The organism is Rhodopseudomonas palustris BisB18 (assembly GCF_000013745.1).
GTDB lineage: Bacteria > Pseudomonadota > Alphaproteobacteria > Rhizobiales > Xanthobacteraceae > Rhodopseudomonas_A > Rhodopseudomonas_A palustris_F.
Window position 1 is genome coordinate 31456 of sequence record NC_007925.1, and the last position, 14061, is coordinate 45516.

Genomic DNA, 14061 nt, shown 5'->3' on the forward strand with positions numbered 1-14061 from the left:
GCGCGGGCTTTGGAAAAAATGAAGTCCTACAGCGGCTTGACCAGCCGCGCCGCATAGAACCCGTCGAGCCCGCCGAGCCGCGGATCGGGGTGCGGCAGGTGGCACGGCAGGGTGCGCAACGCGCCGTCGGGGGTGATCAGGTCGCCGAGCCCGGCCACTTCGCTGGAATCGACCGGGGCGCGGCGCATCCCGGAATTGCCCGCCAAGAGCGCCGCGATGGCGACTTCGCCCTCTTCCGGCTCCAGCGAACAGGTGCAGTAGACCAGGGTTCCGCCCGGCTTCAGCAACGACACCGCCTTGTGCAACAGCCGCTGCTGTTGCGCCGCCAGCGCGCCGATGTCGGCCTCCTGCTTGAGCCAGGCGACGTCGGGATGGCGACGGATGGTGCCGGTTGACGAGCACGGCGCGTCCAGCAGCACGGCATCGAAGCCGTCGCCGCCGTTGCCCGGCCATTCGGCGGCATCCGCCACCGCGGTCTCCGCCGGCAGCCCCAACCGGCCGAGGTTTTCCCGCAACCTTGCGACCCGGCTCTGCGAGCGGTCGATCGCGGTCACCCAGGCGCCGGCATTGCAGAGTTGCGCGGTCTTGCCGCCGGGCGCGGCGCAAAGATCGGCCACGGATTTTCCGGTGAGATCGCCGAACAGCCGCGCCGGCAACGCTGCGGCCGCGTCCTGCACCCACCATTGGCCGTCGTCGAAGCCCGGCAGCATTTTCACCGAGCCTTGCAACAGCGTCCGCACCGTGCCGGTCGGCAGAACTTCGCCATGCAGCCGGCTCGCCCAAGCCTCGGCGTCGGACTTCACGGAGAGATCGAGCGAGGGTTCCTCGCCGATTGCGCGGGCGATGGCGCGCGCGGTGTCGGCGCCGTAATGCGCGCTCCAGCGCGCCAGCAGCCACGGCGGCACGTCGAGCGACTGGCCCTGCACCTCGTCGATCAACGGCTGGCCCTCGCGGGCGCAACGCCGCAGCACGGCGTTGACCAGTCCGGCATATTTCGCCGCGCGCCGATCCGATTGCACGAGGCGCACTGAGAGATCCACCGCGGCGTGATCCGGCACCTCCATCCACAGAATCTGCGCCGCGCCGATCAGCAGCGCGCTCTGCGCCCGCGGCGCATCGGTCGGCAGGCCGCGGTCGAGCATTCGCGACAGCACATGGCCCAGCGTTCCGAGCCGACGCAGGATGGTGGCGACCAGCCGGCGCATCAGCGCGCGGTCGCGGTCCGACAGCGTCTTCAGCCCCGGATGGGCGGCGGCGCCCTCCAGCTGATCGTCGAGCGTGCGGTGCTTATGCAGCACGCCGTCGAGAATGTCGGCGGCAATACGACGCGCTGCTAGACCGGGCACCTCGGCGTGGGGTGCGAATCGGGTTGACGACATGGGTTGAGATTATCACGTGAGAGCTGGCAACGGGACGACGGCGTGCGCCATCGTGCGGCCGGCCTTGATGCCACGCGAATATGCCAAATGTAAGAATCCCGCGGCGTCCGATGGTCGGCTTGCACAGCAATCCGCCGATCGGGTTGAAACCCGGTTTGCGATCGCAGCGCGGCGGGCTTATTCAGAAGCGCCGGCCCTTCAAGAATTGCCGGCGACGATCAGAAACTCGTGCCTGACCGTTGTGCGACACCGATATTGCGAAACGGTTTGCGATCTGGACGACCTGCCGATGACCGATGAGTCCGAGACCACCGCCGCCGACACCGCCGCACCGCCGCGCAAGGAGCTGCCGCCGGCGGCGCAGCGCGCGCTCGCCGAAGCCGCGGCCCGGCGCGCCGCGGCCGACGCAAAAGCCTTAGCCGGGTCAGCGGCGCATCCCACCCAGGAGGTCAACGGCCCGAAGGGGCCGGAACCGACCCGCTACGGCGACTGGGAAACCAAAGGCATCGCCTCGGATTTTTGAGCGGGCGTTAGGATGCGCTCAATAGTGGTAACGGCATTGGGCGATTTCGATTTGCTGATCTTCCGCCTTGCCCACCACCCGGTAGATCAAACGATGCTCCCCTGAGATTCGCCGCGACCACCAACCTTTGAGGGTGTGTTTGAGTGGTTCGGGCTTCCCTATGCCCTTGAAAGGGTCGCGCTTGATATCCCGGATAAGATCGTTGATCGCGGCCATCAGCTTTTGATCTGTGGCTTGCCAATGCAGGTAATCCCGCCAGGCATCCTCGGTCCAGACCAGCTTCATGAACCGCGCACTACTCGGTCGGCTCGATCAACTCGCGCGCGGTTAAACGACCGGCATCGGCCTCTTCGATCGATCGCAACAGTCGAACCGCGTTGGCCGGGCTTTTCAACAGATGCACCGTCTCCATCAGACCGTCGTAATCATCCTCTGCCATCATCACCACGGTTCTGGCATTTTGACGGGTGACGTGAAGCGGTGCGCGGCTATCACACACCTCGTCCATGTAACTGGCGAGGTTTTTTCGCAACTCACTGTAAGAAATATGGGACATTTCGCGCTCCCCTAGCCGTACCAATATTTGTACAAAGGTCGGTTTTGTCAAGATGGGCCATGGTTGACGCAACCACAGATTGCACTTGCCTCGACCGCAGAATCGATCTACCTTAGGAATATGTACCCATATTTCAGAACGAACCCGGCACGCATCGCCCGCTCGCCCTGGCGCGGACGGTTTTCCGCGGCCCTGCCCTGGGTCTTCGTATTGGGCATGGCGGCAGGGACCATGCTGCCGGCGCGGCACTGGATCCACTGGCCGTTTCCGAGCGCGACCGACTCGTCGTCATCGGCGCAGCGCGACCGCGAATCTGAAGCGATCTGGCAGCGCGCCGGCAGTGCCGGTGCGCGGCATCCGGTCGATGTGATCCGCACCATCGACGGCGACACCTTCGAGGCGCGGGTGCATCTGTGGCCCGGGCTCGACATGACGACGCGGGTGCGGCTGCGCGGCATCGACGCGCCGGAATTGAAGGCGCAATGCGCGCAGGAGCTGAAGCAGGCGGAGGCCGCCGGCGAAGCGCTGCACGCCCTGCTCGGCGAGGGCGAGGTGACGATCTACAATATCGGGCCGGACAAGTATCAGGGTCGCGTGGTCGCCGATGCCGCCACCAAGCGCACCCCGAACCTGTCCGCGGCCCTGTTGGCGGGCGGCTACGCCCGAGCCTATGAGGGCGGCCACCGCAACGGCTGGTGCGCCGGGCGCTGAGCTTAATCCTTCGCCGGCGCCAAACCGAGCGCGTCGGCGATCACCCGGAACACCTCGGTATTGTCCATCGAACCATGCACGCGGTCGCTGCCGGGGCCGACCGCGGTCAGGATCACGTCTTCGCCGGAATGCACGCTGGCGTTCATCATCGCCGGCAGATTGCCGAACCGCAGCACCGCGCCGGGCACATCCTTGTATTTCTCGTTGGCCTTGAAGGTGCCAGCCTCGGCCTTCTCGGTCGGCTCGTTCGGATTGTCGAGCTTCGGCCGATAGGTTTCGTAGTGGTCAGGCAGGCTCGCCGAAAAGATCGCCAGCCGGCGGTTGACGTCGACCCGCGACGGATAGCCGTCCTTGTCGGGCGCCGGATAGTCCGGGAAGCCGGCTTTCTCATAGACCCCGACGCGCTCACGTAGCGGCACGTTCGGCACCGTGGTCATATCGTCGTTGATGGTGCCGACCAGCGCGTTCGGATGGTTGTGATCGGCCAGCACCAGGATCAGCGTGTCGTCGCCGCGCGCCGCCGACCAGTCGCGCGCCTGGCGCACCGCGTTATCGAGCATGATAGTGTCGTACACCGCCCGTTCCATGTCGAGCGCGTGGGCGTATTTGTCGATCAGCCCGGATTCCACCATCAGGAAGAAGCCGTTGGGATTTTTCGACAGCACCGAAAGCGCCGCGCCGAGCTGCTCGGTGAGATCCGGCTGGTTGGGATTCTTCTTCACCCCGCCGCCCTTGAGGAGTTTGCGGTCGAGCACACCGTCCATATTGCCGGGCGCGAACAGCCCGAGCAGCTTCTGGGTGTCGGGTTTGGCGGCGCCGAGTTCGGCCGCATTGGTCGCCACCGTGTAGCCGGCGTCGCGGAATTTCGCGACGTAGTCGGCGTCGTCGCGGCGCTTCGAGCCCGGCGCGCCTTTCGGCAGGAAATTCGCAGCGCCGCCGCCCATCAGCACGTCGGGCTTGGCGGCGAAATATTGCGCGACGATTTCGTCATAGGCGGCGCGCCGCCTGGTATGCGCCAGCATCGCCGCCGGGGTGGCGTCCTCGATCTCGGTATTGGTGACGATGCCGACCGCCAGGCCGAGCCTGCGCTTGGCCAAGCTGCCGATGGTCTCGACCTGCGGATCGTCGAACGGGCTCGCGGTGCGGTCGGCGTAAACGCCCATGGCATTGACCGCGGCCTTGTGGCCGGTGGCGTAGGCCGAAGCGGCATTGGCCGAATCGGTGATGATCGAATCCGAGCCCGCTGTCGCCACCAGCGCCATCTGCGGCATGTCGTCGATCGCAAGCTTGCCGAGGCTCTTGCCCTCGACGATGCCCTTGGATAATAGCCGCGCCGCGATGCGGTGCGCTGGCGACAGCCCGTCGCCGATGAACAGGATGACGTTCTTGGCCTTGCGCGGCCCGGTGTCGTAGACATTCCAGGCGACGCTGCGGCTCAAGCTGCCGTCGCTGGCCTCGATCACGTAGCGGCCGGGCTTCGTCAGCGCCACCTCGCGCAACAGCAGCGCCGATTGCTCCTTGCCGTCCTCGCGGACGATGAACTCGGCGGCGCGGCCGAAGGCGCCGGTGGTGTCCGCGCCGTTGACGGTGACCTTCAGCTTGGCGGGATCGACGACGCCGGGAAACTCGACCTTGAAGTCGAACCGGCTGCCCGCCAGGATGTCCGCGCGATCGATCGGATAGATGGTCTGCGCAAACGCGGCCGTTCCCGACATCAGAAGGGCAAAGGTGGCGGCAAGCGGTTTGATCATCGGAAGAGCTCCGAGCTGAGAAAGCGCGAAGCCTAGGATGGCTTTGTGACGGTTCGATTACGCGGCCGATGACGCAAACGACGCGTCATTCCGGGGCGGGAGGGCGCAGCCCGAGCGAACCCGGAATCTTGCGGCAAGGAGTATCAAGGCCGAATACCGGGCGAGATTCCGGGGGCGCTTGCCGCTGGCGCGGCTCGCGCCCCGGAATGACAAATTTGAATGCGGCCTGATAGCCGCGCTTGCGCCGGCGGAACGTGCGCCGGCGGACGCCCGCTTCAGCCCTTGTCGCTCTCGAGTTTCGGAATGTGCGAGCCCTCGCCGGCCGAGAGCAGGCCCGACTTGGCGTAGAGATCGAGCTTGGCGCGGGTGTCGGTGATGTCGAGGTTGCGCATGGTCAATTGGCCGATGCGGTCGCCCGGCGTGAAAGGCGCGTCCTCGACCTTCTCCATGCTCAGCCGCTCCGGCGCATAGGTCAGGTTCGGGCTCTGGGTGTTCAGGATCGAGTAGTCGTTACCGCGGCGCAGCTCCAGCGTCACCTCGCCGGTGATGGCGCGCGCCACCCAGCGCTGCGCGGTCTCGCGCAGCATCAAGGCCTGCGAATCGAACCAGCGGCCCTGGTAGAGCAAGCGGCCAAGCCGCATGCCGCTGATCCGGTACTGCTCGATGGTGTCCTCGTTGTGGATGCCGGTGACCAGACGCTCATAGGCGATGTGCAGCAGCGCCATCGCCGGCGCTTCGTAGATGCCGCGGCTCTTCGCCTCGATGATGCGGTTCTCGATCTGGTCGCTCATGCCGAGACCGTGGCGGCCGCCGATCGCGTTGGCCTCGAGGAACAGCGCGACCGGATCAGTGAAGGTCTTCCCGTTCAGCGCGACCGGCTGGCCTTCCGCGAACCGCACCGAAACCGTCTCGGCCGCAACGGCGCAGTCGTCGCGCCAGAACGGCACGCCCATGATCGGGTTGACGATTCGGATGCCGCTATCGAGGTGTTCGAGGTCCTTGGCCTCGTGGGTGGCGCCCAAGAGATTGCTGTCGGTCGAGTAGGCCTTTTCCGAACTCATCTTGTAGGCGAAGCCGTGGGCGGTCATGAACGCCGACATTTCGGCGCGGCCGCCCAATTCGTCGATGAATTGCTGGTCGAGCCAGGGCTTGTAGATCCGCAGATCCGGATTGGTCAAAAGCCCGTAGCGGTAGAACCGCTCGATATCGTTGCCCTTGTAGGTCGAGCCGTCGCCCCAGATGTTGACGCCGTCTTCCTTCATCGCCGACACCAGCATGGTGCCGGTGACGGCGCGGCCGAGCGGCGTGGTGTTGAAGTAGGCAACGCCGCCGGTCGAAACATGGAACGCGCCCGATTGAATGGCGGCGATGCCTTCGTGCACCAGTTGGCTGCGGCAATCGACCAGGCGGGCCTTCTCGGCGCCGAACTCCATCGCCTTGCGCGGGATCTCGTCGTAATCGGCCTCGTCGGGCTGGCCGAGATTCGCCGTATAGGCGAACACCCGGGCGCCCTTTTGCTTCATCCACAACAGCGCCGCGCTGGTGTCGAGCCCGCCCGAGAAAGCAATGCCGACGTTTTCCCCCTTGGGCAGGCTTTTCAAGATCGTAGACATGAAACTTCCAATCGGCTGAGTTCATTTGGGAATTTGAGTGCGCGCATATCAAACTTCGCAGCCCTGGGCACGCGTTTAATCGCGGCCCTGGTCAGGAATGTCGCTCACGCCGATGCCACCGGCGCCGGGCCGACGTCGCGGCCGCGGCGTTTTTGCCGCCAGCGATAGCCCGGCCAAGCGAACCGCGTCAGCGCGGCGTCGATCCTTGCATCGGAGAACCGGGTCGGCGCCCAGCGGTAGATCAGTCCGTGCAGCAGCCAGATCACCAGAAACGTCACCAGACCGGCGATCGCGACGTCGGTGAAGAAATGCCCGCCGAACGCCATCCGCAAGCCCGAGGTGACGACGCCGAACACGGTGGCGGCGGCATAGGCGGCGGGCCGCCACGGCGCCGGCGCCAGCGCCGCCGGCGCATAGGTCCAAAACGCGGTGGCGCCCTCGCCGGAGAAGAACGAGCAGTTCTTCGGGCAATCGCCGCGCGGGTCCCACCACGGCACAAAGTGGTTCTGGCCGCTGAATTCAGTGACGAAGATCGGCCGCGGCCGGCCCCAATGGCTCTTGAAGGTGAGATTGGTGAGGATGCCGGCGGACAGCGTGATCGACACCAGAAGGAACATCACGGTGCGGCCGCGCACCAATAGCGGTCTGTCCGGCCATCCCAGCTTGATGATCAGCGCCACGATCGAGGGGGCCGCGAACGCCCAGGCGATCCACATCGCGGCGTCACGCGCAAAACTCGCCCAGGCCACCGCCTTCAGCGGGAAGCTCTTGGTCTCGGCGTCGTAAAACAGCCCGGCCAGCCAGAGGTCGAGCCCGGGAAAGATCCCGAACAGCAGGCCAATCCCGGCAAACAGCCCGAGCGCGATGAGAAGTCCGGTCCGGTTCATGGGCTGCGGTTTAGCCGAGCGGAGGCGACAAGAAAAGCCGGCGACGTCGTCCGTGGCACATCCTTCGAGACACCCGTCTTCGCCCTTCGGGCTTCGCCGGGTTCCTCAGGATGACGCCTTGCATGGGTCCAGCGGAGCGGACGGCCCGCTCAGGCCGTTGGTCGAGGCGCCGGCGGCAGCGGCCGGGGCGGCTCGCGCCAGGCGCCGGCGTTGCGGCCGGCGATCACCCAATACACCAGGCCGGCGACGATGCCGGCACCGGTCATGATCTCGAGGTGGCGGCGCACGATGCCGTCGAACCGCATCGATGCGGAATCGAACGGCACCAGCCCGAGATAGCAGGCGAGCCCGACCGCGGCGCCGCCGAGCGCATAGGCCAGCACGCTGCGGATCGAGAACGCCTCGGTGATCAGCACCACGACCAGCGCCGGCAACAGCGCAAAGCCGGAGACGAAGATGAAGCCGAAGCCGAAAATGATATTGAGCGCGTCGGGATCGATCGGCTCGACGCCCATGTCGCTGAATTCCGGATACAGCATCGCGCCCACCACGATCATCCCGGCGACCAGCGAGGCGCCGAGGAAGCCGAACAGAATCACGAACGATCGCCCGATCAGCGCCATCAGCCCCGTCCGCCGGCAGATTGCTGCGCCGCCACCCGGGCGCGGGTGTCGTCGTCGAGCACCGCGCGCAGCGCCGCCAGCAACGGATGCGCCGCGGTCTGTTTGACGCCGTAGCCGAGGTTGAAGGCGTAGTCGAAATCCGCCGGGTTGCGGCCCTGATTGTGCTGCAGGATGGTCTCCAGCTTGTCGAACCCCTTGGCCAGCCGTGCCTCGGGCGAGGCGGCGGCGGCGTAGTCCTGCCACAGCGCCAGGATCTCGGCGCGACGCTTGGCGTCGAGCGGCCGCGTCAGGGCTTCCAGATCGGCGCGCTCCTGCGCCGCCTTGTTGCCGTCGGCGGATTGATCAATCGCCGGGATGTCGCCGTGCAGCGCTTCGCCGAGGTCGTGCACGATGCAGATTTTCAGAAGCTTGGCGATGTCGATATCGCCCAGATCATCGGCGAACAGCACCGCCATCAGGCACAGCCGCCAGGTGTGTTCGGCGGTGCTTTCCGGCCGGCCGTTCGAGGTGTGGCCGCTGCGCAGCACGTCCTTCAGGCGCTCCGCCTCGCGCAGAAACGCCAAGGCGCCCTTGATCTGATCCGGCGGAAGCATCGCCATCGCATCAATCCGTCATCGCCATCGCGCGCAGCGCCTCGCGTTCGCGCGCCGTCAGCTTCTCGGTTTCGGACTTCAACTGCCCGCAGGCGGCGAGAATGTCGCGGCCGCGCGGCGTGCGCACCGGCGAGGAATAGCCGGCGTTGAAGATGTATTCGGAGAACTTTTCGATCTGGTCCCAGTCCGAGCATTTGTAGGCGGTGCCCGGCCACGGGTTGAACGGGATCAGGTTGATCTTGGCCGGGATCCCGCTCAGCAGCTTGACCAACAGCTTGGCGTCGTCGAGCGAGTCGTTGACGTCCTTCAGCATCACATATTCGAAGGTGATGCGCCGCGCATTGGAAGCGCCGGGATAGTCGCGGCAGGCCTGCAGCAGTTCCGCCAGCGGGTATTTCCGGTTCAGCGGCACCAGCTCGTCGCGCAATTCGTCGCGCACCGCATGCAGCGAAATCGCCAGCATCACGCCGATCTCTTCGCCGGCACGCACGATGTTCGGCACCACGCCGGAGGTCGATAGCGTCACCCGGCGCCGCGAAATGCCGATGCCTTCATTGTCGGAGACGATCAACAGCGCGTCGCGCACCGCGTCGAAATTGTACAGCGGCTCGCCCATTCCCATCATCACCACGTTGGTGACCAGGCGGTTGCCGTTCGGAGTCTCGCGATCCGCCCAATCATTCAGCCGGTCGCGCGCGACCATGACTTGGCCGACGATCTCGCCGGCGGTGAGGTTGCGCACCAGTTTCTGGGTGCCGGTGTGGCAGAACGAGCAATTCAGCGTGCAGCCGACTTGCGAGGACACGCATAACGTGCCGCGGTCGGTCTCCGGGATGTAGACGCACTCGACCTCATGGGCCTTTTCGCCGCTGACGCCGCTCGGCAGCCGCAGCAGCCACTTCCGGGTGCCGTCATTGGAGATCTGCTCGGCCACCACTTCCGGCCGCGCCACCGTGAAATGCTCCGCGAGCTGGCTGCGCATCTCCTTGGAGATGCTCGTCATTTCGGCGAATTCCTGAACCCCGCGAAAATACATCCAGTGCCACAGCTGCTGCGCCCGCATCTTGCGCTGCGACGCCGCGACGCCGATGCCGCCCAGCGCCTCGGCGAGTTCCGCGCGCGACAGCCCGATCAGCGACGGTCTCGCCGGCGGCACATAGGTTTCCAGCGCGGTCTTTTCGAGCAGGGACTGGGAAGTCGACAGGGTCATCGCATCACATTTGTAAGGCGGGCAAAGCGCAGCGTGCCCACCGACCGCAATAGAGGTGGGCGCGGCGCAACGCGCCTTGGCCCAGCCTACGGAGACTCACGGCCATCGCCCCGCGCAAAATGCGGATGGCCGGCACCGGGCCGGCCATGACGATGGTTTTCACGGTTCATATAGCAAGCAGGACGGCGAATTGCGACCCTTTACCGCTGGCAGTCCTGCGCCAGCCGGTCGAGCGCCTGGGCCAGGCCCTTCAGCGAGAAGGTGTCGATGGTTGCGGTCCCCTTGGCGGAGACGCCCTTGACGGTGACGTCGGCGGCCTTGCGCATCGCCTGGACCATGCGTTCCTCTTCGGCGGCGTTCTTGATCCACAGCCCGTCGCCCTGGGTGTACATCGCATAATTGGCGCCGCCGACCTCGAGGGTGGATTCCGAGCCCGGCTTCAGCGTGTAGCCGATCATCACCGAGACCTCGTTGACGACCTTTTCGGCCGGCCGGGTGGAGATGAAGGCATAGGCCGGGTCGCGCGGCCGGTTCGGCGGATTGGTCTTCGACGACGACGGTTTGGCCAGCGCGAAACAGACCTTGCGGCCGTTCGGATTGGCCACATAAGCGCCCCAGGTGCCGAATTGGCCGATCAATTGCGGCTCGGCACCACCCCCGGTGGAGGCCGCAGCGGGCGCGGGCTTCTTCGACTCGGGCTTCGCCGCAGCCGGCTTGGCCGGCGCCGATTTGGCCCCCTTCGGAGACGCCGTCTGCGCCAGCGCCAGGGTCGATACCCCGCACACCAGCCCACCCGCCGCCAGACCTATCAGCAATCGCCGCACGCACATAGCAGCCTCGTCCCTCATCATTGTGACTGCATAATGGCCCGGCACCCACAGCGACACTCTGTGCCCTGCCATATCCGGAATGGACGATTCTGGAAAGCCGGCGCGGCAGGTTGTCCGCAGCCGATGCCAAACCGCCGGCGCAGCGATCCGCTCGCGGCGCATCGCGCGCGACGGCCGCCGCGTCAATTGCAGCGTCGATCGGTGTTTTGGTGATGCCGCGCAACGGAATGCCGACGCCCGCGCCGCCTTGCGAATCCATTTGTCCGGTGCCGGCAAATCCGGCAAGAAGCAAGGCGCGATTAAAAAAACATCTGGGTGGATTCATGAAGGCTGTTCTGTGCTCCGAATATTGCGGCCCCGACGATCTGGTGCTCGCCGACATCGCCGATCCTGTTGCCGGCCCCGGCGAAGCGGTGATTGCGATTAAAGCCGCGGCGCTGAATTTCTTCGACATCCTGATGATCCAGGGCAAGTACCAGATCAAACCGCCGTTCCCGTTCTCGCCCGCGGCCGAAGTTGCCGGCGTCATCGAGAGCTTGGGCGACGGCGTCAGCGATCTGAAAGTCGGCGACCGCGTGGTGGCGTCCTGCGGTTTCAACGGCGCGCGCGACAAGATCGCACTGCCGGCTCAGTCGATCGTGAAGATCCCCGACAACCTCGATTTCGACCGCGCCGCGGGCATCATCATCACCTACGGCACCGCGCTGCATGCGCTGGAGGACCGCGCACACCCGAAGCCCGGCGAGACGCTGGCGGTGCTGGGAGCAGCCGGCGGCACCGGCTTGGCCGCCTGCGAACTAGGCAAGTTGATGGGGCTGAAGGTGATCGCCTGCGCCTCCTCCGACGCCAAGCTCGACTTCGCCAAACAACACGGCGCCGAATTGACGCTGAACTACGCCGCCGAGGATTTGAAAGACGGCCTGAAGCGGCTGACCGAAGGCCGCGGCGCCGATATCATCTTCGATCCGGTCGGAGGCAGCTATGCCGAAGCAGCACTACGCGCGATCGCCTGGGAAGGCCGCTTCCTGGTGATCGGCTTTGCCGCCGGCGAGATTCCCAAGATGCCGCTCAACCTGGCGCTGCTCAAGGGTTGCGACATCCGCGGCGTGTTCTGGGGCGCCTGGGCCAAGCTCAACCCGGCGAAGAACCGCGCCAATCTGGAAAAGCTGGTGCAATGGACCGCCGAGGGCAAGATCTCCTCGCATGTCGACCGCAGCTTCCCGCTGGCGCAGACCGCCGACGCGCTGAAGGTGCTGGCCGGACGCCAGGCGATGGGCAAGGTGATCCTGCATCCGTAGGCAAGCGAGCAACGGCAACTCAGGCCACCCGCTCGCCGTCATCGATGCGCCACCCCGCCTGCTGTAAGATCGATGCCGACCGAACTCGGAGCTTGCGCCGATGTCACTGCCGTCCGAAATCGATATCGCGATCATCGGCGCCGGCGCCGCCGGGCTCGGCGCCGCGCATGCGCTGCAAGGCTCCGGGCATTCCGCGATCATCCTGGAAGCCCGCGACCGCATCGGCGGCCGCGGCCATACCATTCTCGCCGCGCCCGACATTCCGTTCGACGTCGGCTGCGAATGGCTGCATTCGGCCGACCGCAACAGTTTCGTCGGCATCGCAACCTCGCTCGGCATCGCGATCGACCGTTCGCGCGGCTCCTGGCGCGATCATTCTTTCGACGTCGGTTTTCCGGCGCAGGCGCATGCCGCTTACTACGCAGCGCAGGACGCGTTCTATGCTCGGGTCGAGGCTGCGGCGGAACTAGCGCAAGACACCGCGGCGGGCGACTGGCTGGAGCCCGGCAACCGTTGGAATCCGCTGATCGACGCGATCTCGACCTATATCAACGGCTGCGAGCTCGACCGGGTGTCGAGCTACGACACCGCCGCCTATGAGGACAGCGATATCAATTGGCGGCTGCACTTAGGCTATGGCGCGCTGATCGCGGCCTACGGGGCGCCCTGCCCGATCGCTCTGAACACCGAAGTGACGCTGATCGATCACTCCGGCCCGCGCGTGAAACTCGCGACCTCGCAAGGCACGCTGTCGGCCGGCAAAGTCATTATCACCGTGCCGACCAATCTGATCGCCGACGAAGCGATCCGCTTCGACCCGCCGTTGCCCGACAAGGTGGAGGCCGCGCGCGGCTTGCCGCTCGGTGTAGCGGAAAAGGTGATGCTGGCGCTCGACGAGCCGACGCAAGCGCATCACGCGCTGCCGATCGACGGCCATCTGCGCGGCGCCACCGACCGGGTCGGCACCGGGAGCTATGATCTACGGCCGCGCGGCCTGCCGGTGATCGCCGGGTTCTTCGGCGGGCGATACGCGCGCGACCTGATCGAGCAGGGCGGCGACGCGTTGGCCCAGGCGGCGATCGACGAACTGGTCGGTTTGCTCGGGTCGGATTACCGCAACCGGCTGCGGCCGCTGGCGCAGTCGCGCTGGCTGCGCGATCCCTTGGCGCGCGGCTCCTATTCGCACGCGCTGCCCGGCCATGCCGGCGCCCGCGCCGTGCTCGCGGAACCGGTCGACGGTCGGCTGTTGTTCGCCGGCGAAGCCACCTCGCCGGACATTTTCTCCACCGCGCATGGCGCCCGCGACTCAGGCGCGCGCGCGGCGCGGCAGGCGATCGGCTAGTTCCGCGACCCGCAAATTGCCGCCGACCCGGCCTCCGCCTCCCGATCGCAGCGCAGTCTGTCCGATTTTGGCACGCAAGCGGGCCGACTGATGCCAAAAATCCACACGTTAACCGATAATTAACGATGGACCTTGATGCCGGGGCCGGACCTTGCTTTGATCAGCGCCATGAGCACAACACTGATCGAGGTTCGACCGGCCAAAGCTGCGGATGCGTCCGCGGTGGCTGCCACCCATGACGAGGCTTGGCGGTCCGCCTATCAGGGCATCATCCCGGGCGCCGAACTCGAAAAGCTGATCAATCGGCGCGGCCCGCACTGGTGGGACTCGGCGATCCGCAAAGGCAGCCGCGTCAGCGTGCTGTGCTTCGGCGACAAGGTCGCCGGCTACGCCAATTACGGTCGCAACCGCGCCCGCAGCCTGCAGTTCGAAGGCGAGATCTACGAACTCTATCTGCGGCCGGAATTCCAGGGCCTCGGCTTCGGCCGCAGGCTGTTCACCGCGGCGAAGCGCGATCTGGTGCAGAGCGGCTTGAAGAGCATGGTGATCTGGGCGCTGTCCGACAACGAACCGGCGACCGAGTTCTATCGCGCGCTCGGCGGCCGTATGGTGGCGCGCTCCTCGGAGCGATTCGGTGCGAAGTCACTCGACAAGGTGGCGTTCGCCTGGACAAACTGACACCGCGAATCCCCTGACCCGCCGCGGCGCCAGCCCGGCGGCGTCTTTCATTTCAACACGACCAATC

At 66.0% G+C, this 14061-nt stretch carries 15 protein-coding genes; 5 read left to right on the top strand and 10 right to left on the bottom strand.

Annotated elements, in window-relative coordinates; all coding sequences use genetic code 11:
- Positions 1–26: 26 nt before the first annotated feature.
- Positions 27–1379, bottom strand: a complete 1353-nt coding sequence (locus tag RPC_RS00130) for an RsmB/NOP family class I SAM-dependent RNA methyltransferase (RefSeq protein WP_011470512.1) — start codon at positions 1377–1379, stop codon at positions 27–29.
- A 289-nt stretch (positions 1380–1668) separates the two neighbouring features.
- On the opposite strand from RPC_RS00130, the gene RPC_RS00135 reads away from it, so the two are divergent.
- Positions 1669–1902 carry a succinate dehydrogenase assembly factor 4 gene (locus RPC_RS00135; RefSeq protein WP_011470513.1) on the top strand — a complete coding sequence of 78 codons (234 nt, stop codon included), beginning with the start codon at positions 1669–1671 and terminating at the stop codon, positions 1900–1902.
- An 18-nt stretch (positions 1903–1920) separates the two neighbouring features.
- Here RPC_RS00135 and RPC_RS00140 read toward each other — a convergent pair whose 3' ends face one another.
- Both RPC_RS00140 and RPC_RS00145 read right to left on the bottom strand, forming a co-directional pair.
- Positions 1921–2187 (bottom strand): Txe/YoeB family addiction module toxin, encoded by a 267-nt coding sequence (locus tag RPC_RS00140; RefSeq protein ID WP_011470514.1) that lies wholly within the window; start codon positions 2185–2187, stop codon positions 1921–1923.
- A 10-nt stretch (positions 2188–2197) separates the two neighbouring features.
- Positions 2198–2458, bottom strand: coding sequence for a type II toxin-antitoxin system Phd/YefM family antitoxin (locus RPC_RS00145; RefSeq protein ID WP_011470515.1), 261 nt, complete (start codon positions 2456–2458; stop codon positions 2198–2200).
- A gap of 120 nt (positions 2459–2578) precedes the next feature.
- Here RPC_RS00145 and RPC_RS00150 point away from each other — a divergent pair, with 120 nt between their 5' ends.
- Entirely contained in the window at positions 2579–3169 is a 591-nt protein-coding gene (locus RPC_RS00150) for a thermonuclease family protein (protein ID WP_011470516.1), read from the top strand.
- A gap of 2 nt (positions 3170–3171) precedes the next feature.
- On the opposite strand, the gene RPC_RS00155 is transcribed toward RPC_RS00150, so the two are convergent.
- From RPC_RS00155 to RPC_RS00185, 7 genes are all read right to left on the bottom strand, one after another.
- Positions 3172–4920: an alkaline phosphatase gene (locus RPC_RS00155; RefSeq protein WP_011470517.1), complete on the bottom strand. Its 1749-nt coding sequence runs from the start codon at positions 4918–4920 to the stop codon at positions 3172–3174.
- A 275-nt stretch (positions 4921–5195) separates the two neighbouring features.
- Positions 5196–6533: an argininosuccinate synthase gene (gene argG / locus RPC_RS00160; protein ID WP_011470518.1), complete on the bottom strand. Its 1338-nt coding sequence runs from the start codon at positions 6531–6533 to the stop codon at positions 5196–5198.
- 104 nt (positions 6534–6637) lie between these two features.
- Complete coding sequence (locus RPC_RS00165) at positions 6638–7420, bottom strand: phosphatase PAP2 family protein (RefSeq protein WP_011470519.1); 783 nt, start codon at positions 7418–7420, stop codon at positions 6638–6640.
- Between the two features lie 149 nt (positions 7421–7569).
- Positions 7570–8043 carry a hypothetical protein gene (locus RPC_RS00170; RefSeq protein ID WP_011470520.1) on the bottom strand — a complete coding sequence of 158 codons (474 nt, stop codon included), beginning with the start codon at positions 8041–8043 and terminating at the stop codon, positions 7570–7572.
- Positions 8043–8636: an HD domain-containing protein gene (locus tag RPC_RS00175; RefSeq protein WP_041802257.1), complete on the bottom strand. Its 594-nt coding sequence runs from the start codon at positions 8634–8636 to the stop codon at positions 8043–8045. Before RPC_RS00175 ends, RPC_RS00170 begins: the two co-directional genes overlap by 1 nt.
- 10 nt (positions 8637–8646) lie before the next feature.
- A complete protein-coding gene (rlmN, locus tag RPC_RS00180; RefSeq protein WP_011470522.1) occupies positions 8647–9846 on the bottom strand; it encodes a 23S rRNA (adenine(2503)-C(2))-methyltransferase RlmN in 1200 nt (399 codons plus the stop codon).
- A 200-nt stretch (positions 9847–10046) separates the two neighbouring features.
- On the bottom strand, positions 10047–10676 hold the full coding sequence (locus RPC_RS00185) for an invasion associated locus B family protein (protein WP_011470523.1): 630 nt from the start codon (positions 10674–10676) through the stop codon (positions 10047–10049).
- A 323-nt stretch (positions 10677–10999) separates the two neighbouring features.
- Between RPC_RS00185 and RPC_RS00190 the strand changes: the two genes are divergently transcribed.
- From RPC_RS00190 to RPC_RS00200, 3 genes are all read left to right on the top strand, one after another.
- Positions 11000–11974 (top strand): NADPH:quinone oxidoreductase family protein, encoded by a 975-nt coding sequence (locus RPC_RS00190; RefSeq protein WP_011470524.1) that lies wholly within the window; start codon positions 11000–11002, stop codon positions 11972–11974.
- Positions 11975–12074: 100 nt separating this feature from the next.
- Positions 12075–13316 carry a flavin monoamine oxidase family protein gene (locus RPC_RS00195; RefSeq protein ID WP_011470525.1) on the top strand — a complete coding sequence of 414 codons (1242 nt, stop codon included), beginning with the start codon at positions 12075–12077 and terminating at the stop codon, positions 13314–13316.
- A gap of 168 nt (positions 13317–13484) precedes the next feature.
- Positions 13485–13994: a GNAT family N-acetyltransferase gene (locus RPC_RS00200; protein ID WP_041802258.1), complete on the top strand. Its 510-nt coding sequence runs from the start codon at positions 13485–13487 to the stop codon at positions 13992–13994.
- Positions 13995–14061 lie beyond the last annotated feature (67 nt).

Coding starts and splice junctions, on each gene's coding strand:
- argG (WP_011470518.1), bottom strand. CDS start 6,533: ATGTCTACGATCTTGAAAAGCCTGCCCAAGGGGGAAAACGTCGGCATT.
- RPC_RS00175 (WP_041802257.1), bottom strand. CDS start 8,636: ATGCTTCCGCCGGATCAGATCAAGGGCGCCTTGGCGTTTCTGCGCGAG.
- RPC_RS00195 (WP_011470525.1), top strand. CDS start 12,075: ATGTCACTGCCGTCCGAAATCGATATCGCGATCATCGGCGCCGGCGCC.
- RPC_RS00165 (WP_011470519.1), bottom strand. CDS start 7,420: ATGAACCGGACCGGACTTCTCATCGCGCTCGGGCTGTTTGCCGGGATT.
- RPC_RS00135 (WP_011470513.1), top strand. CDS start 1,669: ATGACCGATGAGTCCGAGACCACCGCCGCCGACACCGCCGCACCGCCG.
- RPC_RS00155 (WP_011470517.1), bottom strand. CDS start 4,920: ATGATCAAACCGCTTGCCGCCACCTTTGCCCTTCTGATGTCGGGAACG.
- rlmN (WP_011470522.1), bottom strand. CDS start 9,846: ATGACCCTGTCGACTTCCCAGTCCCTGCTCGAAAAGACCGCGCTGGAA.
- RPC_RS00130 (WP_011470512.1), bottom strand. CDS start 1,379: ATGTCGTCAACCCGATTCGCACCCCACGCCGAGGTGCCCGGTCTAGCA.
- RPC_RS00170 (WP_011470520.1), bottom strand. CDS start 8,043: ATGGCGCTGATCGGGCGATCGTTCGTGATTCTGTTCGGCTTCCTCGGC.
- RPC_RS00140 (WP_011470514.1), bottom strand. CDS start 2,187: ATGAAGCTGGTCTGGACCGAGGATGCCTGGCGGGATTACCTGCATTGG.
- RPC_RS00185 (WP_011470523.1), bottom strand. CDS start 10,676: ATGTGCGTGCGGCGATTGCTGATAGGTCTGGCGGCGGGTGGGCTGGTG.
- RPC_RS00145 (WP_011470515.1), bottom strand. CDS start 2,458: ATGTCCCATATTTCTTACAGTGAGTTGCGAAAAAACCTCGCCAGTTAC.
- RPC_RS00190 (WP_011470524.1), top strand. CDS start 11,000: ATGAAGGCTGTTCTGTGCTCCGAATATTGCGGCCCCGACGATCTGGTG.
- RPC_RS00150 (WP_011470516.1), top strand. CDS start 2,579: ATGTACCCATATTTCAGAACGAACCCGGCACGCATCGCCCGCTCGCCC.
- RPC_RS00200 (WP_041802258.1), top strand. CDS start 13,485: ATGAGCACAACACTGATCGAGGTTCGACCGGCCAAAGCTGCGGATGCG.